Source organism: Tistrella mobilis (genome assembly GCF_039634785.1).
GTDB classification, from domain to species: Bacteria; Pseudomonadota; Alphaproteobacteria; order Tistrellales; family Tistrellaceae; genus Tistrella; species Tistrella mobilis.
The window spans coordinates 20850-42782 of the sequence record NZ_JBBIAB010000007.1 but is presented as its reverse complement, the minus strand read 5'-3'; the positions used below and the strand labels follow the sequence as shown (position 1 = coordinate 42782).

The 21933-nt window shown below is 68.6% G+C and carries 20 protein-coding genes; 6 read left to right on the top strand and 14 right to left on the bottom strand.

All coding sequences use genetic code 11. From position 1 onward, the window contains the following. Window positions 1-37: 37 nt before the first annotated feature. Window positions 38-2563, top strand: coding sequence for a cation:proton antiporter (locus WI697_RS11765; RefSeq protein ID WP_345958595.1), 2526 nt, complete (start codon window positions 38-40; stop codon window positions 2561-2563). A 7-nt stretch (window positions 2564-2570) separates the two neighbouring features. On the opposite strand, the gene WI697_RS11760 is transcribed toward WI697_RS11765, so the two are convergent. The 9 genes from WI697_RS11760 to WI697_RS11720 form a co-directional block, all read right to left on the bottom strand. Next, complete coding sequence (locus WI697_RS11760) at window positions 2571-2993, bottom strand: hypothetical protein (protein ID WP_345958594.1); 423 nt, start codon at window positions 2991-2993, stop codon at window positions 2571-2573. Between the two features lie 7 nt (window positions 2994-3000). Further along, window positions 3001-3255 carry a type II toxin-antitoxin system prevent-host-death family antitoxin gene (locus WI697_RS11755; RefSeq protein ID WP_345958593.1) on the bottom strand — a complete coding sequence of 85 codons (255 nt, stop codon included), beginning with the start codon at window positions 3253-3255 and terminating at the stop codon, window positions 3001-3003. A 69-nt stretch (window positions 3256-3324) separates the two neighbouring features. Continuing rightward, window positions 3325-4617, bottom strand: a complete 1293-nt coding sequence (locus tag WI697_RS11750) for an amidohydrolase family protein (RefSeq protein WP_345958592.1) — start codon at window positions 4615-4617, stop codon at window positions 3325-3327. A 3-nt stretch (window positions 4618-4620) separates the two neighbouring features. Continuing rightward, window positions 4621-5562, bottom strand: a complete 942-nt coding sequence (locus WI697_RS11745; RefSeq protein ID WP_062769349.1) for an ABC transporter permease — start codon at window positions 5560-5562, stop codon at window positions 4621-4623. Between the two features lie 18 nt (window positions 5563-5580). Continuing rightward, a complete protein-coding gene (locus WI697_RS11740; protein ID WP_345958591.1) occupies window positions 5581-6630 on the bottom strand; it encodes an ABC transporter permease in 1050 nt (349 codons plus the stop codon). Continuing rightward, entirely contained in the window at window positions 6620-8230 is a 1611-nt protein-coding gene (locus WI697_RS11735; RefSeq protein WP_345958590.1) for an ABC transporter ATP-binding protein, read from the bottom strand. Before WI697_RS11735 ends, WI697_RS11740 begins: the two co-directional genes overlap by 11 nt. Window positions 8231-8345: 115 nt before the next feature. Then, window positions 8346-9341: a BMP family protein gene (locus WI697_RS11730; protein ID WP_345958589.1), complete on the bottom strand. Its 996-nt coding sequence runs from the start codon at window positions 9339-9341 to the stop codon at window positions 8346-8348. Between the two features lie 221 nt (window positions 9342-9562). Continuing rightward, window positions 9563-10471: an alpha/beta fold hydrolase gene (locus tag WI697_RS11725; RefSeq protein ID WP_345958588.1), complete on the bottom strand. Its 909-nt coding sequence runs from the start codon at window positions 10469-10471 to the stop codon at window positions 9563-9565. A 115-nt stretch (window positions 10472-10586) separates the two neighbouring features. After that, a complete protein-coding gene (locus WI697_RS11720; protein WP_345958587.1) occupies window positions 10587-11180 on the bottom strand; it encodes a DedA family protein in 594 nt (197 codons plus the stop codon). A 168-nt stretch (window positions 11181-11348) separates the two neighbouring features. On the opposite strand from WI697_RS11720, the gene WI697_RS11715 reads away from it, so the two are divergent. Next, entirely contained in the window at window positions 11349-12236 is an 888-nt protein-coding gene (locus tag WI697_RS11715) for an alpha/beta hydrolase (RefSeq protein ID WP_345958586.1), read from the top strand. 4 nt (window positions 12237-12240) lie between these two features. Here the strand turns inward: WI697_RS11715 and rfaE1 are convergent, their stop codons facing one another. Together rfaE1 and WI697_RS11705 are read right to left on the bottom strand one after the other, a co-directional pair. Then, window positions 12241-13755 (bottom strand): D-glycero-beta-D-manno-heptose-7-phosphate kinase, encoded by a 1515-nt coding sequence (rfaE1, locus tag WI697_RS11710; RefSeq protein WP_345958585.1) that lies wholly within the window; start codon window positions 13753-13755, stop codon window positions 12241-12243. A gap of 40 nt (window positions 13756-13795) precedes the next feature. Then, complete coding sequence (locus WI697_RS11705) at window positions 13796-14410, bottom strand: SIS domain-containing protein (RefSeq protein WP_345958584.1); 615 nt, start codon at window positions 14408-14410, stop codon at window positions 13796-13798. Between the two features lie 186 nt (window positions 14411-14596). Here WI697_RS11705 and WI697_RS11700 point away from each other — a divergent pair, with 186 nt between their 5' ends. After that, entirely contained in the window at window positions 14597-15028 is a 432-nt protein-coding gene (locus WI697_RS11700; protein ID WP_296708064.1) for a cupin domain-containing protein, read from the top strand. Window positions 15029-15037: 9 nt separating this feature from the next. Here WI697_RS11700 and rfaD read toward each other — a convergent pair whose 3' ends face one another. Continuing rightward, a complete protein-coding gene (gene rfaD / locus WI697_RS11695; RefSeq protein ID WP_062769373.1) occupies window positions 15038-16024 on the bottom strand; it encodes an ADP-glyceromanno-heptose 6-epimerase in 987 nt (328 codons plus the stop codon). Window positions 16025-16289: 265 nt separating this feature from the next. On the opposite strand from rfaD, the gene WI697_RS11690 reads away from it, so the two are divergent. Continuing rightward, window positions 16290-16541, top strand: coding sequence for a hypothetical protein (locus WI697_RS11690; RefSeq protein ID WP_345958583.1), 252 nt, complete (start codon window positions 16290-16292; stop codon window positions 16539-16541). Between the two features lie 81 nt (window positions 16542-16622). Here WI697_RS11690 and WI697_RS11685 read toward each other — a convergent pair whose 3' ends face one another. Beyond that, entirely contained in the window at window positions 16623-17288 is a 666-nt protein-coding gene (locus WI697_RS11685) for a YjbF family lipoprotein (protein WP_345958582.1), read from the bottom strand. A gap of 282 nt (window positions 17289-17570) precedes the next feature. Between WI697_RS11685 and cysD the strand changes: the two genes are divergently transcribed. Together cysD and cysC are read left to right on the top strand one after the other, a co-directional pair. Beyond that, on the top strand, window positions 17571-18374 hold the full coding sequence (gene cysD / locus WI697_RS11680) for a sulfate adenylyltransferase subunit CysD (RefSeq protein ID WP_062769381.1): 804 nt from the start codon (window positions 17571-17573) through the stop codon (window positions 18372-18374). 91 nt (window positions 18375-18465) lie between these two features. Then, window positions 18466-20325 (top strand): adenylyl-sulfate kinase, encoded by a 1860-nt coding sequence (gene cysC, locus WI697_RS11675; RefSeq protein WP_062769498.1) that lies wholly within the window; start codon window positions 18466-18468, stop codon window positions 20323-20325. Between the two features lie 61 nt (window positions 20326-20386). Here the strand turns inward: cysC and WI697_RS11670 are convergent, their stop codons facing one another. Then, window positions 20387-21928, bottom strand: coding sequence for a class I adenylate-forming enzyme family protein (locus WI697_RS11670; RefSeq protein WP_345958581.1), 1542 nt, complete (start codon window positions 21926-21928; stop codon window positions 20387-20389). Window positions 21929-21933 lie beyond the last annotated feature (5 nt).

Genomic DNA, 21933 nt, shown 5'->3' with positions numbered 1-21933 from the left:
CGGCGGCGTTCGGACGGCTGACGGGGGAGAGCGACGGGTGACGACGGGCGGGATTACGGGACTGGTACTGACGCTCGCCGTTCTGCTGGTCGTCATTGCAGGGATACAACCGCTGGCCCGCCGTCTCGGCGTGGCCTCGAACGTGCTGCTGGCGGCCGTGGGCGTGGCCATCGGGGCGCTGGCGGCCTTTCTGCTCTTCACCTCTTTCACCGACGTCTTCAACGAGGCCGCCCGCGCCGTCGTCTATCTCAGGATCGAGAGCCAGACGGTCATCACCATTTTCCTGCCGTTGCTGCTGTTCCAGACGGCGCTCACCATCGATGTGCGGCGGCTGGTGGAAGACATCGCCCCCATCCTGCTGCTCGCCGTGGTGGCGGTGGTGCTGACAACGGCCTCGATCGGCCTCGGGCTCTCGGCGGTGTTCGGCGTGCCGATCCTGGGCTGCCTGCTGCTCGGCGCGATCGTGGCCACCACCGATCCGGCGGCGGTGGTCGCGATCTTCCGCGATATCGGCGCCCCCGGTCGCCTGACCCGGCTGGTCGAAGGGGAGAGCATTCTCAACGACGCCACCGCCATCGCCCTGTTCACCGTGCTGATGGGCGCGCTGGTTACCGCGCGCGCCACGGGTATCGAAGAGCCCAATGCCGACATGGCCTGGCAGGCCTTGAGCGATCTGGGCATCGGCCTGATCGGCGGCGCTCTGTTCGGCGCCCTGACGGGGCGGCTGGTCGTGATGCTGCTGCCGCTGCTGGACGACATCAAGCCGGCGGAGGCGACGCTGACCGTAGCGGCGGCCTATATCATCTTCGTCACCGGCGAATACGGCATCGGTGTGTCGGGTGTGGTGGCGGCCGTGGTGGCGGGGCTGGTCGTCTCGGCCCAGGGCCGGGCGCATATCTCGCCCGAAAACTGGCGCCATCTGCTGGCGGTCTGGGATCAGATCGCCTTCTGGGCCGGGTCGATGATCTTCGTGCTCGCCGCCCTGGTGGTTCCGCGGCTGATGGCGGATGTCGATCTCTACGACGTGCTGACCATCCTGGCGCTGGCGCTTTTTGCGCTGATCGGCCGGGCGATCACCCTCTGGCTGCTGCTGCCGGTGCTCAGCATGCTGAAGCTGTCCACCCGGGTGACCCATCGCTATCGGGCGGTGATCCTCTGGGGCGGGCTGCGCGGCGCACTGACCCTGGTTCTGGCCCTCGGCGTCGTCGAGGCGCCGGGCCTCTCCGACGGCCTCAAGCGTTTCGTGGCGGTGACCGCCACCGGCTATGTGCTCTTCACCCTGTTCGTGAACGGCACCACGCTCCGGCCGCTGATCTCGTGGCTGGGGCTCGACCGGTTGTCGCCGGTGGGCGAGGTGCTGCGCCGTCAGGTGCTGGCCCTGTCGCTGACCGATGTCCGCGGCGCGGTCGAAGAGGCCGGCCGGCGCTATGACGTCAGCCCCAGCGTGGTGCGCGAGATCGCCCAGTCCTATGCCCGCCGCGCCGATCAGGTGACCAGCGACACCGATGTCGAGGCCGAAATCGCCGATCGCGAGCGCCTGGGCGTGGGGCTCGTGGCGCTGGCGGTGCGCGAGCGCGGCCTGATCCTGGACCTGCACGACCGGCGGACCTTGTCCACCGCCACCGTCGACCGGCTGCTGCGGCTGACCGAGGCCCTGCTCGAAGGCGGGCGCAACGAGGGCCGCCTCGGCTATATGCGCGTGGTGCGCACCGCACTCGATTTCGAACGCGGCTTCCGCTTTGCCTACTGGCTGCACCGCCGGCTGCGCATGGACCGGCCGCTCGCCCGCCGGCTCGCCAACCGTTTCGAGATGCTGCTCGCCTTCCGTCTGGCGATCCAGGAATTGCGACCCTATGTCGACCAGCGGATCCGACCGATGCTGGGTCGGCGCATCGCCGAGCTGATCGCCGACATGCTCGACGGCCGCGCCCGTCAGGTGGCAGGGGCGCTGGATGCCATGCGCCTGCAATATCCCGATTACGCCGAGGCGTTGGAGCGGCGTTTCCTGGCCCGTATGGCCGAACGGCACGAGCTTGCCCGCTATGACACGCTCGCCCAGGAAGGCCTGCTCGATGCCGAGCTTTACGAAGACCTTTATCGGGGCGTCACCCGGGCGCAGTCGCGCCGGGACGACCTGCCCCGGCTGGATCTGGGCCTCGACACCGACGAACTGATGCGCCGCCTGCCGCTCTTCGCCGATCTCGGCGACGAGGTGCGGGCCCGGGTGCGTCAGCTGTTGCGACCGGTCTTCGTGCTGCCGCGCACGGTGATCTTCCGGCAGGGGGACAAGGGCGACGGCGTCTATTTCATCTCGTCGGGTGCCGTCGAGGTCCGGATCGAAGATCGCCGCATCCGCCTGGGCCGCGGCGACTTCTTCGGCGAGATGGCCCTGCTCGACAACCGCCCGCGCAGCGCCGAGATCGCCGCCCTCGGCTATTGCCAGCTGCTCTTCCTGGATGCCGATGATTTCCGCCGGCTGATGCGCCGCGACCCCGACCTGCTCGAGACCTTCGAGAGCATCGCCCGCGCCCGCGCGGCGCAGAACCGCAGCGCGGCGACCTGAGACGGGGTCAGCGCTTCACGATATGGCTGCGTCGGCTGCGGGCATGCTCCACGAACCGGCGTTGGATGATCTGAAAGAGGCCGGGGGGCAGGAAGCCGTAAGCAAAGGTGCCGGGGTGCCCTGGAAGGGCCGACAGCCCCGCTGGCCAGGTATCGATATTGTACTCGGAGATCACGACCCAGCTCGGCAGGTCGTCCAGCCCGATAGACTGTTTAACCTTTGCCGGGATCTCGATCGCGATCGTGTCGTCGAGAGGTGGGCTGTGTGTAATGGGCAGAAGCAGAACCCAGGGGGCGGGGCCATCCTGCTCTACGGTCGCGACAATACAGGCCGGGCGGTCCTTTCCCGCCTGGCGGCCTGCCTCGGCTTCTCTGCTCCAGAGGTAGTCGTAGCGCACGACCAGTCCGGGTTTGGGCAAAGGCAAGGCCATATGCTGGCTATTTCAGCAGATCGTCAAGATGAGCCAGATCCGGGTCCATCTCAGCCCGTTCGACCGCCTCAATGACAAACTCCGGAGCCTCGGCCGTGCGATGTGCGCGGCGCGAAGCGGTCTTCAGCCAGTCGTAATGTTCAGCCGACATCAGGATGAACGCCCGACGCCCCTCTTCGATGATCTCGACGGGAGCCTCGCGCGCCTGGCGTCGGGCATTTTCCGGCTGGTTCATGAATTCGCGTGTACTGATCCGGACCATCCACGGTACTCCCGGAGGCGGGTTCCATGAGTATGGGAACCGGGGCGCGGGCCTGCAAGCGGTTGCGTATCAGCCCCGCCCCAGCCGGCACCGCGTGGTCCGGGTCTCGTCGCCCAGCATCAGCGTGGTTTCGGCGGGGGCCGTGCGGGCGATGACGCGGCCGGCCCGGATCACAGAGAGGCGGGTGGCGCTGAGGCGCAGCGCCTCCACCGGGTCTCCCGCATCCAGGATCACCATGTCGGCGCGGCAGCCGGCGGCCAGGCCATAACCCTCCAGACCCAGCAGCCGGGCCGGGTTGGTGGTGACGGCGTCGAAGCAGCTCCGCATCTGGTCGAGCCCGGTCATCTGGGCGACATGCAGCCCCATGGCGGCGACGTTGAGCATGTCGCCCGAGCCCAGCGGATACCAGGGGTCCATGGCGCAGTCCTGGCCGAAGGCGACGGTCAGCCCAGCCGCCATCAATTCCGGCACCCGGGTCATGCCCCGGCGCTTGGGATAGGTATCGTGGCGGCCCTGGAGGGTGATGTTGATCAGCGGGTTGGCGATCGCCCCCAGATCCGCCTCGGCCATCAGCGCGATCAGCTTCGAGACGTAGTAATTGTCCATGGAATGCATGGAGGTGAGGTGCGAGCCGGTCACCCGGCCGTGCAGCCCCAGCCGCTGGGTTTCATAGGCGAGCGTTTCGACATGGCGCGAGAGCGGGTCGTCGCTTTCGTCGCAATGCATGTCGACCCTGAGGCCGCGCTCGGCCGCGATCTCGCACAGCCGGCGGACGCTTGCCGCACCATCGGCCATGGTGCGCTCGAAATGCGGGATGCCGCCGACCACGTCCACACCCCGGTTCAGCGCCTCGATCAGCAGGTCTTCCGACCCCGGCCGGCGATAGAGCCCGTCCTGGGGGAAGGCGACCAGCTGCAGGTCGATATAGGGGGCGACCTTCGCCTTCACCTCCAGCAGCGCATCGACCGCCAGCAGGCGCGGATCGCAGACATCGACATGGCTGCGGATGGCGAGCAGGCCGCGGGCGACCGCCCAGTCGCAATAGAGGAGCGCCCGCTCCACCAGAGCTTCGTGGGTCAGTTCGGGCTTCAGCTCGTTCCAGAGGGCGATGCCCTCAAGCAGCGTGCCCGAGCGGTTGATCCGCGGCATGCCGTAGGAGAGGGTCGAATCCATGTGGAAATGGGCATCGACGAAGGGCGGCGAGACCAGGTTGCCGGCAGCGTCGATGGTTTCAGCAGCCGGGGTGCCGCGGGCGGCGATGCCGGGCGCCACCTCGACGATCCGCCCGTCCCGGACCGCGATGTCGACGGGCGTGCCGCCCTCGGGCAGGCGGGCATTCAGGATCAGCAGGTCGAGGGACATGGCTCAACGTTCTCCCTTGCGGAAGGGCACCATCAGTGCCTGGGGATAGGCGGCGCGGCGCGACATCACCACCAGCGCCAGGATGCTGAGCAGATAGGGCAGCATCAGGAACAGCTGATAGGGCAGGGCGCCGCCGGTCATCTGCTGCAGGCGGGTCTGCACGGCATCGAAAAAGGCGAAGAGCAGCGCGCCGAGCAGGGCCTTGCCCGGCCGCCACGAGGCGAAGACCACCAGCGCGATGCAGATCCAGCCGCGTCCGCCCATCATGTTGAAGAAGAAGGCGTTGAAGGCGGACAGCGTCAGGAAGGCGCCGCCCATCGCCATCAGCGCCGAGCCCACCATCACCGCCGCCAGCCGCACGCCGGTCACCGAAATGCCCTGGGCATCGGCTGCGGCCGGGTTCTCGCCCACCATCCGCACCGCAAGGCCGGCGGGGGTGCGATAGAGCACCCAGGCGACCAGCCCGACCAGGGCCAGGGCCAGCAGGGTGGGCGCGGTCTGCTGGCCGATCACCTCGCCCAGCCAGGGCACCGCCTGCCACCAGCCCTCGCCCAGCGGCGCGAAGGGGGTGATCGAGGGCGGGGTGGTGGTCTCGGGCAGCAGCAGGCGATAGGCGAAATAGGACAGGCTGGTCGCAAGCATGGTGATGCCAAGGCCGGTGACATGCTGCGACAGGCCGAGCGGCACGGTCAGCAGGCCATGAAGCAGGCCGACCAGCAGGCCGGCCGCAGCCGCGACCGCGAGGCCGGTCCAGAGATCGGCACCCTGGAAAACCGCCATCCAGCCGACCATGGCGCCCATGGTCATGATGCCTTCGATGCCCAGATTGAGCACGCCGGCCCGCTCGCAGATCAACTCTCCCAGCGTGCCGAAGATCAGCGGTGTCGCGATGCGCAGCACCGTGGCCCAGAGACCGGCCGAGATCAGAAGGTCGATGAATTCCATGGGATCGGGACCTCCGGATCAGCCGCGACGCAGGCGATAGCGGGCGAAGAGCATGGCGGTCAGCATGCAGAGCAGCGACACGGCGACCAGCACATCGGCGATATAGGTGGGCACCCCCACCGCGCGGCTCATCGCATCGGCGCCCACGAAGATGCTGGCCACCATCAGCGCCCCCAGCACCACGCCCAGCGGGTGCAGCTGGGCAAGCATGGCGACCACCACGCCGCCGGTGCCATAGCCCGGCGACATGTCGAGGGTGAGATAGCCGGTGCGGCCGGCCACCTCGCTCACGCCGGCGAGACCGGCGAGACCACCCGAGATCAGCGCCACCAGCAGCATCACCCGGCCGACCCCCATGCCGGCGAAGCGCGCCGCCCGCGGGCTGGCGCCCACTGCCCGCATCTCGAAGCCCAGCACGGTGCGGGTCATCATCACATAGATCAGCCCGGCCGCGACCAGCGCCATGATCAGCCCGGCATGCAGGCGGGTGCGCGGGATCAGCCGGGGCAGTTCCGCCGCCATCGGCAGGGTCTCGCTCTGCGGCCAGCCCATGGCCATCGGATCCTTCATCGGCCCTTCGATCATCATCGAGACGAAGAGCAGCACGATGAAGTTGAGCAGCAGGGTCGTCACCACCTCGTCGACGCCGAAACGGGTCTTGAGCACCGCGGGGCCCAGCAGCAGCAGGCCGCCTGCGACGGCGCCGGCCACGATCACCGCCGGCAGCAGCAGGGCGTCGGGAATGCCGAGCGGCGCCGTGCCGATCCAGACGGCCGCCAGCGCGCCGCCATAGAGCTGGCCCTCGGCGCCGATATTCCACAGCCGGGCGCGGAAGGCGACCGCGGCGGCAAGCCCGGTCAGCATCAGCGGCGCGGCGCGGGTCAGGGTTTCGGTCAGCGCGAACCGGCTGCCGAAGGCGCCTTCGACCATCGCCGCATAGGCGGCGGGCACCGAGGCGCCCGAGATCACGATCAGCAGGGCGCCGATGACGAAGGCGGCGAGCAGTGCCAGAACCGGCACCGCCACCGACAGAACGGCCGGGGTTTCGGCGCGGCGTTCAAGACGCATGGGCGGCCTCTGGCGTGGTCGGGTGGGACGTGCCGGCATCGGGATCACCGGCGCCGGCCATCAGCAGGCCAAGGCCCGAGACGGTGACCTCTGCCCTGGGGCGGGCGGGGGTCAGATGGCCGGCATGGATCACCGCCACCCGGTCCGAAAGGGCCAGGATCTCGTCCAGATCCTCGGAAATCAGCAGGATCGCGGCGCCGCCGTCGCGGGCTTCGAGCAGACGCTGATGGACATAGGCGACCGCGCCGATATCCAGGCCGCGGGTCGGCTGGTTGGCCAGGATCAGCCCCGGATGCAGGGCAAGCGCCCGGCCCAGGATCAGCTTCTGCATGTTGCCGCCCGACAGCTGGCGCACCGTCGCATCGACCGAGGGGCAGCGCACCTCGAAATCGCGCACCAGATCGGCGGCATGGGCGCGGGCTTTGCTGCGGCGCAGAAAGCCCCAGCGCGAGAAGGCCGGGCGGTTGCGCCGCTCGGCGATCACGTTTTCCCAGACATTCATGTCGCCGACCAGCCCCTCGGCATGGCGGTCTTCCGGGATCCGGCCGACGCCCAGCCGGACCATCGCCGCCGGATCGGGTCGGCGGGTTTCGTGGTCCAGGATGGTCAGCCGGCCGGCCTCGACGCGGGCCGTGCCGGCCGCCAGATCGGCCAGCAGCGACTGGCCGTTGCCCGAGACGCCGGCGATGCCGACGATCTCGCCCGCATGCACGGTCAGCGACACCTCGTGCAGTTTCGGCTTGCCGCCGGCGCCGGTGGCGGAGACCCGGTCGAAGACCAGGGCCGGGGCGCCCGGGGTTGCCGCGGTATGGCGGGGGCCTGCGACCTTGCGGCCGACCATCAGCTCGGCCAGTGTGGCCCGGTCGAGGCCGGCGGCCGGGCGCTGATCGATCATCCGGCCGGCGCGCAGCACCGCGACCCGGTCGCTGACCGCCATCACCTCGGGCAGTTTATGGCTGATGAAGATGATCGAGAGCCCCTCGGCGACCATGGCGCGCAGCGTGACGAACAGGCGCTCGCTTTCCTGCGGGGTCAACACGGCGGTGGGCTCGTCCAGGATCAGGATCCGGGCATCGCGATAGAGCGCCTTCAGGATCTCGACCTTCTGCCGCTCGCCCACCGACAGCGCACCCACCCGGGCATCGGGATCGACGGTCAGGCCGAAGCGCTGCCCAAGCCCGGCGATCCGGCGACGGGCACCGGCGCGGTCGCGCCCGGGCTTCCACAGCGGTTCGGTGCCGATGGTGACGTTGTCGAGCACCGACAGGTTTTCGGCCAGGGTGAAATGCTGGTGGACCATGCCAAGCCCGGCCGCGATCGCAGCCTTGGGCGAGCCTGCGGGCAGGGGGTGGCCGAAGACCTCGATCCGGCCCTCGTCGGCCACGTAATGGCCGAACAGGATGCTCATCAGCGTGGTCTTGCCGGCGCCGTTCTCGCCCAGCAGGGCCAGAATCTCGCCGCGGCGCAGATCCAGGTCGATCGCGTCATTGGCGGTCAGCGCGCCGAACCGCTTGGTGATGCCCGAGAGCCGGAGCACGGTTTCCGGCGCCCGCTCCGCCCCGGGCGGCGCCGTCAGAGGCGGTTCGGCAGGTCTGGTCATAAGGCCCTTCGCGTTTCTGGCCCGCGGCGAGTCTGGCCGCCGCCGCTGGATCCCGGATGGCGAGAGGGGCGGTCGCCCGCCCCTCTCAAGGTGGTTCATGCCTGGGCGTCGCGGCTCACATCGTGGGCTTCGGCTCGGCGTCGTTCACCTCGATGGTGAAGCTGCCGTCCAGGATCGCCGCCTTCTTCGCCTCGACCTTCGCCTTCAGCTCCGCCGGGATCTTGTCCTCGAAGGTGCCATAGGGGGCAAGCGAGGCGCCGCCCGGCTTCATGTTCGAATAGTGGCCGTAATCCTCGGCCTTGAAGCTCTTGGCCTTCACCGCCGCGATCGCCGCGTCGATGGTGGGTTCCATGTGCCAGAGCGCCGAGGCGACGACGGTGTCGGGATACTGGGCCTGGGTGTCGATCACGTTGCCGATCGCCAGCACGCCGCGCTCCTTGGCGGCGTCCGACACGCCGAAGCGTTCGGCATAGAGCACGTCGGCCTTGCGCTCGATCATCGCGAAGGCGGCTTCCTTGGCCTTCGGCGGATCGAACCACGAGCCGATGAAGCTGACCATGAACTTGACGTCCGGATTGACCTCCAGCGCGCCGGCCATGAAGGCGTTCATCAGCCGGTTGACCTCGGGGATCGGGAAGCCGCCGACCACGCCGATCACGTTCGACTTGGTCATGCCGCCCGCGATCATGCCGGTCAGATAGGCCGGCTCCTGGATGTAGTTGTCGAAGACCGAGAAGTTCGGCGCCTGCGGCTTGAAGGACGAGCCCATCAGGAAGGCGGTCTCGGGATAGTCGCGGGCAACACGGCGGGCGGCCTGTTCCACGGCGAAGGCCTCGCCGACCACCATGTCGACGCCCTTTTCGGCATATTCACGCATCACGCGCTCATAGTCGGCATTCGAGACCGACTCCGACCATTCATAGTCGATGTCGCCGCGCTTGGCCGCGGCATCGAGGGCGATGTGGATGCGGCTCACCCACTGCTGCTCGATCGGCACGGTGTAGACGCTGGCGACCTTGATCTTGTCGGCGGCCGATGCCTCGGCGGCGGTCAGGGCCGCCAGGGCGACCGAAGCGGCAACGGCCGCGGCCTTGAGCTTTGCGAGCAACATGGACGAGCGATCTCCGAAGGGTGTCGCGGAACTTGCATGATAACGCAAGGACCGGGCCAGTACCGCCAAAACCGCAGGCCGCCGCGTGGGAATCCGGCGGCCCGGGGCATGACCGGCGGTAACTGCCTGCGGCATGGGCAGCGGCTGTGCCGGATCGCTCGAATTTTGACCAAATGGTCTCTAATTGGAAGGACGAAATGTCCCGGGCCGGCCCCGGCGGTTCAGCGGCCGCCGCCCATGCCGAGCACATCGCCGTCATCCGCCGCCTGTTCCGCATCGCGGACCGGCCATCGGCCATGTCCGGTGGCGGCGAAGAAATCGGCGAGCAGGCGGTTGACCAGCTCCGGCTCTTCCAGATTGGCGGCATGGCCGGTCATCGGCAGCACGGTCAGCCCGGCCGAGGGCAGGGTTTCCTTCAGGAACAGATTGGCGCGGATCGCCGGGGTGTCGGTATCGCCCACGATCAGCAGCACCGGCACCGTCATGGTCCGGAACCGGTCTTCCAGGGCGAAAAGCGACGGCCGGCGGGCCTGGTAGCGGCGCAGCGTCAGTGCCGCGCCCAGCGGCGAATGGTCCAGGAACACCCGGAAGGCTTCGTCCGCGCCGCGCGGATCCTTGGTCGCAAAGGGCCGGCGGCCGGGGGAATTCATGTAGCTTCGCCCCGCGGCTTCCAGCCCGTCGGCCAGAATCCGGTCGGCCGTGGCCTCGCAATTGGCGGCAAAGCTTTCGCGCAGCTCGGGTTCGGCGCCATAGCCCGCCCCGATCGCGGTGATCGACAGGGCGCGCGCGGGATGGGTCAGGCCGAAATGCAGCACCGCGAACCCGCCCATGCTGCATCCCACCAGATGGGCCCGATCGATGCTGAGGCCATCCATCACCGCCCGGATGTCGTCGACGGCCATCTCCTGGCCATAGGCGTCGGGCTCTTCGGGCACGTCCGAGGGCGGATAGCCGCGGGCGTCATAGGCGATGACGCGGTGGCTGCGGGCGAAGCGCCGCATCTGGGGCTCCCAGCTCCGCCGGTCCCCGGCGAATTCATGCACGAAGATCACCGGCTCGCCCTGGCCCGCCTCGATCACATGCAGCCTGACCGGTCCGTTGGCGACGAAGCGCCCCTCGATCCCATCCATCCGGGCATCCTCCTCATGCGGCTGCGTGGACGCCCTGCGGCAGACCCGCGCCTGTTCTGGTGGAGGGGCAGGATAGATCGGGCATGCGCCTGTGGCCAGGGGCGCCCGCGGCTGGTCATCCCCGGCGTGTCACCACGCGATAGACATAGACCAGCACCAGTGCCGCGACGATGACCTTCGAGGCCGGGTCCATATAGGCGGCGACCAGTTCGTACTGGCTTTGCAGTGCATAGCCTGCGCCGGCCAGCAGGGCGGTCCAGATGGCGGAGCCGGCGGTGGACCAGGCCAGATAGCGGGGCAGTGGCATGCGGGCGATGCCGGCCGGGACCGAGATCAGGGTGCGGATGGCGGGGATCAGCCGGCCGAAAAACACCGCGCTGTCGCCATGACGCTCGAACCAGCCATTGGCCTTGTCGACCTCGTCGGGCGATACCGTCGCCCAGCGGCCCCAGCGGTCGGCCAGGCGGCGGATGCGGACCAGGCCGAAGGCGCGGCCCAGCCAGTACCAGGGCAGGGTGCCCGCCACCGATCCCGCCGTGCCGGCGGCGATCACGCCCAGAACGTCCAGCTCGCCGCGCGCCGCCACGAAACCTGCCAGCGGCATGATCAGCTCCGAGGGGATCGGGGGGAAGATGTTCTCCGCCGCCATCAGCAGAAAGACACCGATATAGCCGGCGGACGATACCGTCGACACGATCCACTCGAACATGAAGGCTCCGTCATTGATGAAGCGGCCCTGCGTCACATGGGCGCGGATGGCGGAACGGGCAAGGGTTCTCGCGGAAAGTGCCCCCCTGTCACTTCGCCGCAGCCAGCGGCCGCGCGGGACGTTATCGTAGATCGATACCGTTGAACCGCCTGGAATGTTCCCGCAGCCATGACCGATTTTGAACCCCGCCCCGCCATCGATGCCGAACGCGAATACAATGCCCGGGCCGCCGTGCCCGATCATGCCCGGATTTTCGCCCGCTGGGCGGCGGAGGCCGCGGCGGCCCGGCAGGATTTCGAACGGGTGGGCCTGTTGCGGCGCGGGCTGGTCTATGGCCGGCGGGCGGATCAGCTGCTGGACCTGATCCTGCCGCCGTCACGCACCGGCGCCGGACCGGTGCCGCTGATGGTGTTCTTCCATGGCGGCTACTGGCAGGCCATGGGGCGGGATGATTTCACCCATCTGGCCCGGCCCTATGTCGCGCGCGGTGCGGCGGTGGCGGTGGTGGACTACACCCTCTGCCCGGCGACCACGGTGGCCGGCATCACCGCGGAAGCGCGTGAGGCGGTGCTGCTGCTCTGGCGTCTGGCGCCGGTGCTGGGCATCGACCGCAGCCGGATCGTGGTGACCGGCCATTCGGCTGGCGGCCAGATCGTGGGCCAGCTGGCCGCCACGCCCTGGCAGGCATATGCCCCCGAGATCGAGGGCAGCCCGATCGCCGGCGGCGTCGCGATCAGCGGCGTGTTCGACCTGGAGCCGCTGATCGGCACCACCATCAATGCCCGGCTGGGCCTGACCCCCGCCACGGCACGTGCCGCCAGCCCGCATTTTGCCGTGCCGGGCCCGGATACCCGGCTGGTTCTGGCGGTGGGCGGAGATGAATCCGCCGAATTCCATCGCCAGAGCCGGGATTTCGCCCGCCGCTGGTCGGCTGCGGGCGCGCGCATCACCACCGTCGATCTGCCCGGCCGCCATCACATGAGCGCGGTGGAGGCCCTGGGCGAAGACGGCCATCCGCTGGCCGGGGCGACGCTTGCGCTGATGGGGATCGGCTGACGCGTCAGTCGCCGCCGGCGGCGATGCGGGCGACGGTGGCCGTGGTCGAATGGCCGGGCAGGATCGGCACGATCATCACCCGGCCGCCGCGGGCGGTCACCACATCGGCGCCGACCACGGTTTCGGGCGTGTAGTCGCCGCCCTTGACCAGCAGGTCGGGGCCGATCGCCCTGATCAGCTCGGCCGGGGTTTCTTCGGCGAAGATCAGCACCAGATCGACATCGGCCAGCGCCGCCAGCACCGCGGCCCGGGTCTCCTGGTCCTGGATCGGCCGGGTCGGGCCCTTCAGCCGCCGGACCGAGACATCGGCATTGACCGCCACCACCAGCCGGTCGCAGGCGGCCCGCGCCCGGGCGATGACGTCCAGATGGCCGCGATGCAGCAGGTCGAAACAGCCATTGGTGACGCCGACCTTCAGGCCTTCGGCCTGCCAGGCGGCGGTAAGCCGGGCTGCCGCGGCGGCATCGGTGAAGACCGGCGCATGGCGGGCGGCACCGCCGGCTGCGACCGATTTCGCCTCGGCATCGCCCGCCACGGCGGCCCGCACCTCGGTGGGGGTGACCGTGGCGGTGCCGAGCTTGCCGACCACCACGCCGGCGGCGGCATTGGCGTACTGGACCGCATCGACGATCGATCCGCCGGCCGCAAGGCCGCAGGCCAGGGCCGCCACCAGCGTATCGCCGGCGCCGGAGACGTCGAACACCTCGCGCGCCCGGGCCGGCAGATGCACCGCCGACCCGTCGGCGCCCACGACGCTGACGCCATGGGCGCCGCGGGTGGCGACCAGATAGGGAAAGCCGTTGGCGCGCACCAGCCCCAGGGCAGCACGGGTCACGGCATGATCATCGGCCGGGTCGACCGGTTCACCCGCTGCGGCGGCGAGTTCGACCGCATTCGGGGTCAGCACCATGGCGCCCCGATAGCGGCTGAGATCCCGCGCCTTGGGGTCGACCACGACCGGCCGCCCGGCGGCGGCACAGCGCGCCATGATCGCGGTCAGGATGTCGGGGGCCAGCACGCCCTTGCCGTAATCCGACAGCAGCACGATGCCGGCATCGGCAATCGCCGCGTCGACCGCCGCCAGAAGCCCGGCGCGGGCGGCCGGCGACAGGCGGCCGGTGCCGTCTTCGTCCGAGCGCAGCAACTGCTGGCTTTGCGCCACATAGCGGGTCTTGACGATGGTGCCGCCCTCGGGATCGACGGCCAGATCGCCGCTGATCCGGGCTTCGGCATCGAACAGGCCGCGCAGCTCGTCGGCGGCCGCATCGGGCCCGACCACCGCAACCAGCCGGGCGGTGGCACCGAGCGAGGCGACATTGCGGGCGGCATTGCCGGCGCCGCCGATCATGGTGGTGCGGCGGTCGACCCGCAGCACCGGGATCGGCGCCTCGGGCGAGATCCGCTCCACCTTGCCATAGACGAACCGGTCGAGCATCACATCGCCGATCACCGCCACATTGACCGCAGCGAAGCCACGGTCGAGATCGAGGAAGTCGGCACGGGCGGGGCGGATCGTCATCGGGTCGGGGTCCGGTCTGAAAGGTGGGGCAAAGTGCCGGTCAGGCGCGCGGTTCTTCGGTCACCAGGCCGAGGCCGATTTCGAGCGCGCCGCAGAGCATCTGGCCCAGCATGATGTGCATCTCCTGGATGCGGGCGGTGGTCTCGCTCGGCACCACCAGGGCCAGATCGGCGCGGCTCAGCGTGTCGCCGCCGTCGCGGCCGGTGAGGGCGACGGTGGTGATGCCGGCAGTGCGGGCGGCATCCAGCCCGATCAGCACATTGGGGCTGCGGCCCGAAGTGGTGATGCCGACCGCCATGTCGCCCGGCCGGCCCAGTGCCAGGATCTGGCGGGCGAAGAGCTGATCGAAGCCCATATCGTTGCCGATGGCGGTAAGTGCCGAGGTATCCGTGGTCAGCGCAAGGCCGGCGATCGGCGCCCGGTCGCGGCGGTAGCGCACCGCCAGCTCGGTCGCCAGATGCTGTGCGTCCGAGGCCGAGCCGCCATTGCCGAAGAACATGATCTTGCCGCTGCCGCGGATCGTGGCCAGCGCCATCTCTACCCAGCGGATGAAGGGCTGCTTCAGGGCCGCGCGGGTGCGGGCGGCAACCTGTGCATGTTCCTCCAGTTCTGCATCGAAGAAGGCGTCGGCATCGAAGGCGGCGTCGAGATCCATGAGCCCGGTCCTGGCTGATCGGCCGGCCATCTGCCGGCTGCGGCCACGATAGGGGGCGGGGCCGCAGGTGACAAGACGCGGCCATCGCTCGAACGCTCGTTTGACGCCGCCTCCCCGGCAGCCGATGATCCTGGACAAGGGAACATGCCGCCGGACGAAGCGGCCGCCAGGGAGGACAGAACCGTCATGACCGTCGCCACCGCCACGACCACACCCGCAGATGCGCCGGCAGATGCATCGGAGGCGGGCCCGCGGGTCACCATCGCCCGCGCCGCCGAGGGGCATTTCGAGGGGGACGGACTCAGGGCCTTCTTCACCTATCGCGACCTTGCGATCGGCACCGCCACCCGGGGCCGCTTCCACGCCCATGTCATCCGGGCCTCGGAAGCCGTCACCGGCGGCACCGGCCGCCATGCCCACGGGCTGGACTTCCAGATGGTCTACGTGCTGAAGGGCTGGGTGCGGTTCTGGTACGAAGGCACCGGCCAGGTGACGCTGGCCGCCGGCGACTGCGTCTATCAGCCGCCCGGCATCGCCCATGAACTGGAGGCCGGCTCCGACGACCTCGAAATGCTCGAGATCACCTCGCCGGCCGAGTTCTCGACCACGGCCGTCTGAGCCCCCCGGTCAGACATAGGGATCGGCGCTCAGCAGATAGTCGCGGACATAGGATGCGATGCCGTCCTCAAGCTCGGTCGCCGGCCGGGTGAAGCCGGCGGCGCGCAGGCGGCCGATCTTCGCCTCGGTGAAGTACTGATACTTCTCGCGCAGATGCTCGGGCATGTCGACGAACTCGATTTCGGGGGTCAGGTTCATCGCTGCATAGACCGCGCGGGCAAGGTCGGCGAAGCTGCGGGCCTTGCCCGAGCCGACATTGAACAGGCCGCTGGCTTCGGGTGTCTCCAGCAGCCATTCGACCACGGCCACGCAGTCGCCCACCCAGACGAAGTCCCGCAGCTGCCCGCCATGGGGATAGTCGGGACGGTGGCTGCGGAACAGCCGGGCATGGCCGCCGTCGCGGATCCGGCAGAACACCTGATGGGCGACGCTGCGCTGGCCGCCCTTGTGGTATTCGTTCGGGCCGTAGACGTTGAAGAATTTGAGACCGGCCCATTGCGGCGGCAGGGCGGCACCCCGTGCGCGGAGCGCGGTGATCCGCCGGTCGACCATGTGCTTCGACCAGCCATAGGCGTTCAGCGGCTGCAGGCCGGCCAGTGCGCCCGTCTCGCCGTCGTCGTCGAAGCCGAGCGCGCCGTCGCCATAGGTGGCGGCCGATGAGGCATAGATCAGCCGCACGCCATGGCGCGCGCACCAGTCGACCAGATCGAGCGTCAGGCGGATATTGTTGGCGACGATCACGTCGGCATCGCGTTCTTCGGTCGAGGAAATGGCGCCCATATGGACCACGGCCTCGATCTCGCCTGCCCGTGCGTTCAGGAAATCGAAGATCCGCTCAGGGGCCACCACATCGGCAAGCGCACGCTTGGCGATGTTGCGCCACTTCTCGTCGGTGCCCAGGGTATCGACCACCACCAGGTCGTCATGGCCCCGGGCTTCAAGCCCGGCCAGAATGTTGGAGCCGATGAAGCCGGCGCCGCCGGTCACGACGATCATGGCATTTCTCCTGCACTGCTGCGCCTTCTGTCATACCGGCCCTGCGCCGGTCGGCGTTTCTGCATAACCTGTTGCATCTCTGCAATCAATCGGCCCGTGCCGCGGAAAACTCACACCTGCGGCCCCGCCCCGGGGGTGGACTCGCGCCCCCTGTGCAATGCAGCATGGGTATTGCGACACGGTATCGGGTTGCCCGGCGGCACGCGCGTGCCGTATAACTGTTAACGCTAGCACCTACCCCATGGGGAATATCGGAGATCATATCATGATCAAGACCTCGATCCGCGCTCTTGCGGTCGCGCTCGCTCTGGCGGGTTCGGCAGGCATCGCGCTGGCGCAGACTCCGCCGCCGGCGAACAACAACGACGACGAAGCGGGCTACCTGTTCGACGACGAGCTGACCGGCCTGGCCATCGGTGGTGGCGCTGCCGCCGCCGTGGCGATCGCCGTGATTGCTTCGGACGACGACGACAGCGGCTCGTCGACCTCGACCTCGACGGCGACCAGCACCCGCTGATTGCCTCTCGGCGCGACGACGGAAAGGGCGGTCCCGCAAGGGGCCGCCCTTTCTTGTTGTGTTAGAGATGCCCGTGCGGTGTTACGGGATCCGCGCCGGCCGCAGCAGGGTGATCTCCATGTCGCCCAGCTCGCGGGACAGGCGCTGGGTGCTCCGCCAGATCCGCTTGCTGTCGGGCTCGTACCAGTAACGGTTGGTGTATTGCCAGCCGAGTGCCTCGACCGTGCAGCTTTCGTCATAGACCACGGTGCCGAATTCGTACTTGCCCACCTTCACCGGCTCCTGGCCGACCTCCGCCAGGCTGCAATCGGCCCGTGCGCCGTAAAGGCGCCGGTCGGGCATGTCGAAGATCCGGACATAGGTACCGGCACCGGCGGCGGCGGGCACCGGCGTGCGGGCGCCGGCCGGCAGGCCGTCAAAGCGGATCACCCGCACATCGTCGGGCAGGCCGACCGTACGCACCAGGATGCCGTTGCGGGTATGGATCTCGGCCCGGTCGCGGGCGCGCCAGATCAGCGTGCCGTCGCGGGTGTCCGCCAGCGCCACACGGGCCGATCCGCGGCCGAATTCCACCAGGATCGCCGCCACCGGCAGCTTGTCGACATCGATCTCGTCGGCAGATGGTGCCGATTGCGGGAAGAACACCGCATCCAACGTGTCGAAGGGGGCCGGCAGCTCCCCCTTGTCCGTGCAGGCGGCGAGCAGCAGGGCCGGCAGCAGGAGCAGGATCGAACGGATGTGGCTCATGGCAGAACGGCTCATGTCAGGCGGGCCCTCTGGTCGCATCGCATGGAAAGCGCGCCAAAGCTACAGCATCCGCGCCCGCGATGCAGCATCCGCCCCCGGCATCAAAAACACAAATATTACTGGTTAAATAAATCAATATCCGATTAGGGCCTGGACAATCTGTCGGGAACATGATTTCTGTGGGGCCGGAAACCACATCCACCGCCCGCACCCGAACCCCGCCCGCCTGTCCGCCAGCCTCGTTCGCCGACGCCAGCCTGGGCATGAGGAGCGAAGGATTCCATGGATCATCTCGACCGTCTTGAGGCGCAGAGCATCTACATCCTGCGCGAGGCGTTCAACCGCATCGACAAGCTCGCCATGCTGTGGTCGATCGGCAAGGACAGCAATGTCATGGTCTGGCTGGCCCGCAAGGCCTTCTTCGGCCATGTGCCTTTCCCCGTGCTCCACGTCGACACCTCGTACAAGATCCCCGAGATGATCGAATTCCGCGACCGGATGGCGCGGGAATGGGGGCTGAACCTGATCGTCGGCCAGAACCGGGCGGCGCTGGATGCGGGTATGAACCACACCCGCGGCCGCGTGGTCTGCTGCTCGGCGCTGAAGACCGAGGGGCTGAAGTCGCTGCTCGACACCCACGGCTTCACCGGCGTCATCGCCGGCATCCGCCGCGACGAAGAGGGCACGCGCGCGAAGGAGCGTGTGTTCAGCCCGCGCGGTCAGGACAATGCCTGGAACGTCAAGGATCAGCCGCCGGAGTTCTGGGACCAGTTCAAGACCGAATTCCCGGCCGGCACCTCGGTGCGCATCCACCCGCTGCTGCACTGGACCGAGGTCGACATCTGGCGCTACATCCAGCGCGAGGAGATCCCGGTTGTGAACCTCTATTTCGCCAATCAGGAAGGGCTGCGCTACCGCTCGCTCGGCTGCGCGCCCTGCACCCTGCCGATCCGCAGCACGGCATCGACCGTGGCCGAGATCGTGGCGGAGCTTGAGACCACCCGCACCTCCGAGCGCGCCGGCCGTGCCCAGGACAAGGAATCCGAAGATGCCTTCGAGCGCCTGCGCGCCGAAGGCTATATGTGATCGGGACGGAGCCCAGCCCATGACTGCCGATACCCTCCAGCCCGTCCTAGCACAAGACGACGATCTGCGCGCCGAGGTCGAGCGCCGGCTGATGCGCATCGTGATCGTCGGCCATGTCGACCATGGCAAGTCGACCCTGGTCGGCCGCCTGCTCAACGACAGCGGCTCGCTACCCGAAGGCCGGGTCGATGCCATCCGCGCGATGAGCGAGCGCCGGGGCATGCCCTTCGAATGGTCTTTCGTCATGGATGCGCTCAAGGCCGAGCGCGACCAGGGCATCACCATCGATTCGGCCCAGATCTGGTTCAAATCCGCGCGCCGCGACTACGTCATCATCGATGCGCCGGGGCACAAGGAATTCCTGAAGAACATGATCACCGGCGCCGCCGCGGCCGAGGCCGCGGTGCTGGTGATCGATGCGGCCGAGGGCGTGCGCGAGCAGTCGCGCCGCCACGGCTATCTGCTGCACCTGCTGGGCCTGCGCCAGATCGCGGTGGTCGTCAACAAGATGGATCTGGTCGGCTACGACCAGGCCCGTTACGACGCGGTGGTCGCCGAATATACCGACTACCTGGCCGGGATCGGGGTGACGGCCACCCATTTCGTGCCGGTGGCGGCGCGCGAGGGCGGCAACATCGTCGAGCGTGCCGCCGGCACCATGCCCTGGTACAGCGGGCCGACCGTGCTGGAGGCGCTGGACGGTTTCGTGCCGGCCCCGGCGCTGGACGACCGGCCGCTGCGCCTGCCGGTGCAGGACGTCTATAAATTCGACGAGCGCCGGATCATCGTCGGCCGGATCGAAAGCGGCCGGCTGGCGGTCGGCGACACGATCATGGTGTCCCCCGCCAACAAGACCGTGCGGGTGCAGACGATCGAGCATTGGGGCAAGGGCGTGCCGCCGGTGGTGGCCGGGACCGGCCGCAGCGTCGGCATCACCTTCGACGAGCAGATCTTCATCGAACGCGGCGACGTGATCAGCCATGTCGAGATGCCGCCGGTCGAGACCGACGTGTTCCGCGCGCGGCTGTTCTGGCTGGGCCATACCCCGCTGACGGTGGGCGCCGGTTACCTTATGAAGCTCGCCACCCGCCAGGTGCGGGTGACCGTCGACCGGATCGAGAAGGTGATCGATGCCGGCAGCCTGGCCGGGGCGGATCAGGGGGATGGGCCGCAGCTGGTGGAGCGCAACGCGGTCGCCGAAGTGGTGCTGCGGTCGCGCGGCCTGCTGGCGCTGGATGAATTCCGCGACCTGCCCAATACCGGCCGCTTCGTGCTGATCGAGGATTACGACACCGTCGGCGGCGGCATCATCTCGATGGACGGCTATCCCGACCAGCGCAGCGCCGTCACCCGCAAATCGACCAACATCACCGCGGTCGAGCATCGGGTGACCGCCGAGGCGCGGGCGCGGCGCAACGGCCATACCGGCGGGGTGCTCTGGCTGACCGGCCTGTCGGGGGCCGGCAAGTCGACGCTGGCGATCGAGCTGGAACAGCGGCTCTTCGCCAAGGGCTATCAGGTCTTCGTGCTCGACGGCGACAATGTCCGCCACGGCCTGAACGCCAATCTGGGCTTCAGCCCCGAGGACCGCACCGAAAACATCCGCCGGGTGGGCGAGGTCGCGGCCCTGTTCGCCGAAGCCGGCTTCCTGGTGCTGACCGCCTTCATCTCGCCCTACAGGGCCGATCGCGAGCGGGCCCGGGCCGCTGCCGGGGCGGGCTTCCACGAGGTCCATGTCCGCGCCGATCTGGATGTCTGCGAGGGCCGCGACCCGAAGGGGCTCTATGCCAAGGCGCGGCGCGGCGAGATCCGCGACTTCACCGGCATCGATGCCCCTTACGAGCCGCCGGCGGCGCCCGAACTGGTGGTGGATACCGGCCGTCTGTCGATCGAAGAGGCGGTGCAGTCGGTGATGGACTATATCGAGCGGCGCTTCGCCATCGCCCGCTGATGGCGGTACCCTTGAACGCAGAACGCCCCGGCCTGCAAATGCGGGCCGGGGCGTTCTGCGTTCAGGCAGTCGCCTTCGCCCAATAGGGCGCGCGCAGTTCCCGCTTCAGCACCTTGCCGATCTCGCTGCGCGGCAGGCTGTCGCGCAGTTCCACCGCCGACAGCCGCTGGGTCTTGCCCAGCTGCGCATTCGCGTGGTCGCATAGCGCCTGGGGCGTGGCATCGTGGCCCGGCCGCAGCACCACCAGGCCGAGCGGGGTTTCCCCCCAGGCATCGCTCGGCACGCCGATCACCGCCACATCGGCCACGGCCGGGTGGCTGCGCAGCGCCGCTTCCAGGTCGGTCGCATAGATGTTGAAACCGCCCGAGATGATCATGTCCTTCTTGCGGTCCAGCAGCTGCAGGAAGCCGTCGGCGTCGAAACGGCCCATATCGCCCGAGCGTATGAAATCCAGCCCCTCCGGGCTCCGCCAGATGATCTCGGCGGTTTTCTCTGGCTGGTTGTGATAGCGCTGCATCATCGCGCCGGAGCGGCCGACGATCTCGCCGAAGGCCCCCGGCGGCAGCTCGTTGCCGTCCTCGTCGATGATCCGGATATCGGCACCGGGGGAGGGACGGCCGACGGTGTCGAGCTTGTCGGGATGGGCCGCGCAGTCGAGCATCACCGACACCCCGCCTTCGGTCATGCCATAGAGCTCGATCAGATTGCCGGGCCAGCGTGCCATCACCTGCGCCTTCATCGCGGCCGGCAGCGGCGCCGAGGTGGAGAATTTGCAGATGAAAGCAGAAAGATTGGCCGCATCGAAGCCGGGCGTGTCCATCAGCCGCGTGTATTGCACCGGCACCAGCACGGCATGGGTCACATGTTCGACCTGGGCGACCTCCAGGAAGCGCGTCGTATCGAACCTGCTCATCGAGATCAGAGTGGCCCCGCTCGCGAGGGTCGGCAGGGCCAGGAACAGCGTGGTGTTGGAATAGAGCGGCGTCGAGATCAGCGACCGCGCGCCCGGCCTCACGCCATACTGCGCGACCCGCCCGGCCTGGCGCGCCCGGAAGCGCTGGTCGTGCACGATGCCCTTGGGCGCGCCGGTCGTGCCCGAGGAATAGATCATGTTGATCAGAGCGGTGGGCTGCACGTCGACCGGCGGGATGGGGCGGGCCCAGCTGATCCAGTTTTCCAGCGTCTCGACCATCACCAGCTCTTCGGCACCAAGCTTGCGGGCCGTGTCGGCATGGGCGGCCGAGGCGAACAGGATGCGGGCGCCGCAATCCTTGAGCATCAGTTGCAGCGCCGCCTCGGTGGCGCTCCAGGGCAGCGGCACCACGCAGGCGCCGGCGTGGATGATCGCGCAATAGACCGCGATATGTTCAACCGAGTTCGAGGCGAGAGTTGCCACCATGTCGCCACGGCCGATGCCGTGCATCCTCAGCCCGCCGGCAATGCGGGCGACCAGTTCTGCGAAACTGCCCCAGTCGAGGCGGCGGTTTTCGTCGATCACCGCCGGTGCGCCCGGGAAGCGGGCGGCATTGGTTGCCAGACGACGGGCAAAGCCGATGAAGGCTTCGCCCGGAATCTCGGGCGGAATCAACTGTGGCTGAGGCATGATGG

Excerpts from the sequence above, each read along its gene's own strand:
- rfaD (WP_062769373.1), bottom strand. The coding sequence starts at position 16,024 with ATGATCGTCGTGACCGGCGGCGCCGGCTTCATCGGCTCCAACATTCTG.
- cysD (WP_062769381.1), top strand. The coding sequence starts at position 17,571 with ATGGATCATCTCGACCGTCTTGAGGCGCAGAGCATCTACATCCTGCGC.
- cysC (WP_062769498.1), top strand. The coding sequence starts at position 18,466 with ATGCGCATCGTGATCGTCGGCCATGTCGACCATGGCAAGTCGACCCTG.
- WI697_RS11760 (WP_345958594.1), bottom strand. The coding sequence starts at position 2,993 with ATGGCCTTGCCTTTGCCCAAACCCGGACTGGTCGTGCGCTACGACTAC.
- WI697_RS11730 (WP_345958589.1), bottom strand. The coding sequence starts at position 9,341 with ATGTTGCTCGCAAAGCTCAAGGCCGCGGCCGTTGCCGCTTCGGTCGCC.
- WI697_RS11700 (WP_296708064.1), top strand. The coding sequence starts at position 14,597 with ATGACCGTCGCCACCGCCACGACCACACCCGCAGATGCGCCGGCAGAT.
- WI697_RS11750 (WP_345958592.1), bottom strand. The coding sequence starts at position 4,617 with ATGTCCCTCGACCTGCTGATCCTGAATGCCCGCCTGCCCGAGGGCGGC.
- WI697_RS11670 (WP_345958581.1), bottom strand. The coding sequence starts at position 21,928 with ATGCCTCAGCCACAGTTGATTCCGCCCGAGATTCCGGGCGAAGCCTTC.
- rfaE1 (WP_345958585.1), bottom strand. The coding sequence starts at position 13,755 with ATGACGATCCGCCCCGCCCGTGCCGACTTCCTCGATCTCGACCGTGGC.
- WI697_RS11705 (WP_345958584.1), bottom strand. The coding sequence starts at position 14,410 with ATGGATCTCGACGCCGCCTTCGATGCCGACGCCTTCTTCGATGCAGAA.
- WI697_RS11740 (WP_345958591.1), bottom strand. The coding sequence starts at position 6,630 with ATGCGTCTTGAACGCCGCGCCGAAACCCCGGCCGTTCTGTCGGTGGCG.
- WI697_RS11685 (WP_345958582.1), bottom strand. The coding sequence starts at position 17,288 with ATGAGCCACATCCGTTCGATCCTGCTCCTGCTGCCGGCCCTGCTGCTC.
- WI697_RS11725 (WP_345958588.1), bottom strand. The coding sequence starts at position 10,471 with ATGGATGGGATCGAGGGGCGCTTCGTCGCCAACGGACCGGTCAGGCTG.
- WI697_RS11735 (WP_345958590.1), bottom strand. The coding sequence starts at position 8,230 with ATGACCAGACCTGCCGAACCGCCTCTGACGGCGCCGCCCGGGGCGGAG.
- WI697_RS11745 (WP_062769349.1), bottom strand. The coding sequence starts at position 5,562 with ATGGAATTCATCGACCTTCTGATCTCGGCCGGTCTCTGGGCCACGGTG.
- WI697_RS11715 (WP_345958586.1), top strand. The coding sequence starts at position 11,349 with ATGACCGATTTTGAACCCCGCCCCGCCATCGATGCCGAACGCGAATAC.
- WI697_RS11690 (WP_345958583.1), top strand. The coding sequence starts at position 16,290 with ATGATCAAGACCTCGATCCGCGCTCTTGCGGTCGCGCTCGCTCTGGCG.
- WI697_RS11720 (WP_345958587.1), bottom strand. The coding sequence starts at position 11,180 with ATGTTCGAGTGGATCGTGTCGACGGTATCGTCCGCCGGCTATATCGGT.
- WI697_RS11755 (WP_345958593.1), bottom strand. The coding sequence starts at position 3,255 with ATGGTCCGGATCAGTACACGCGAATTCATGAACCAGCCGGAAAATGCC.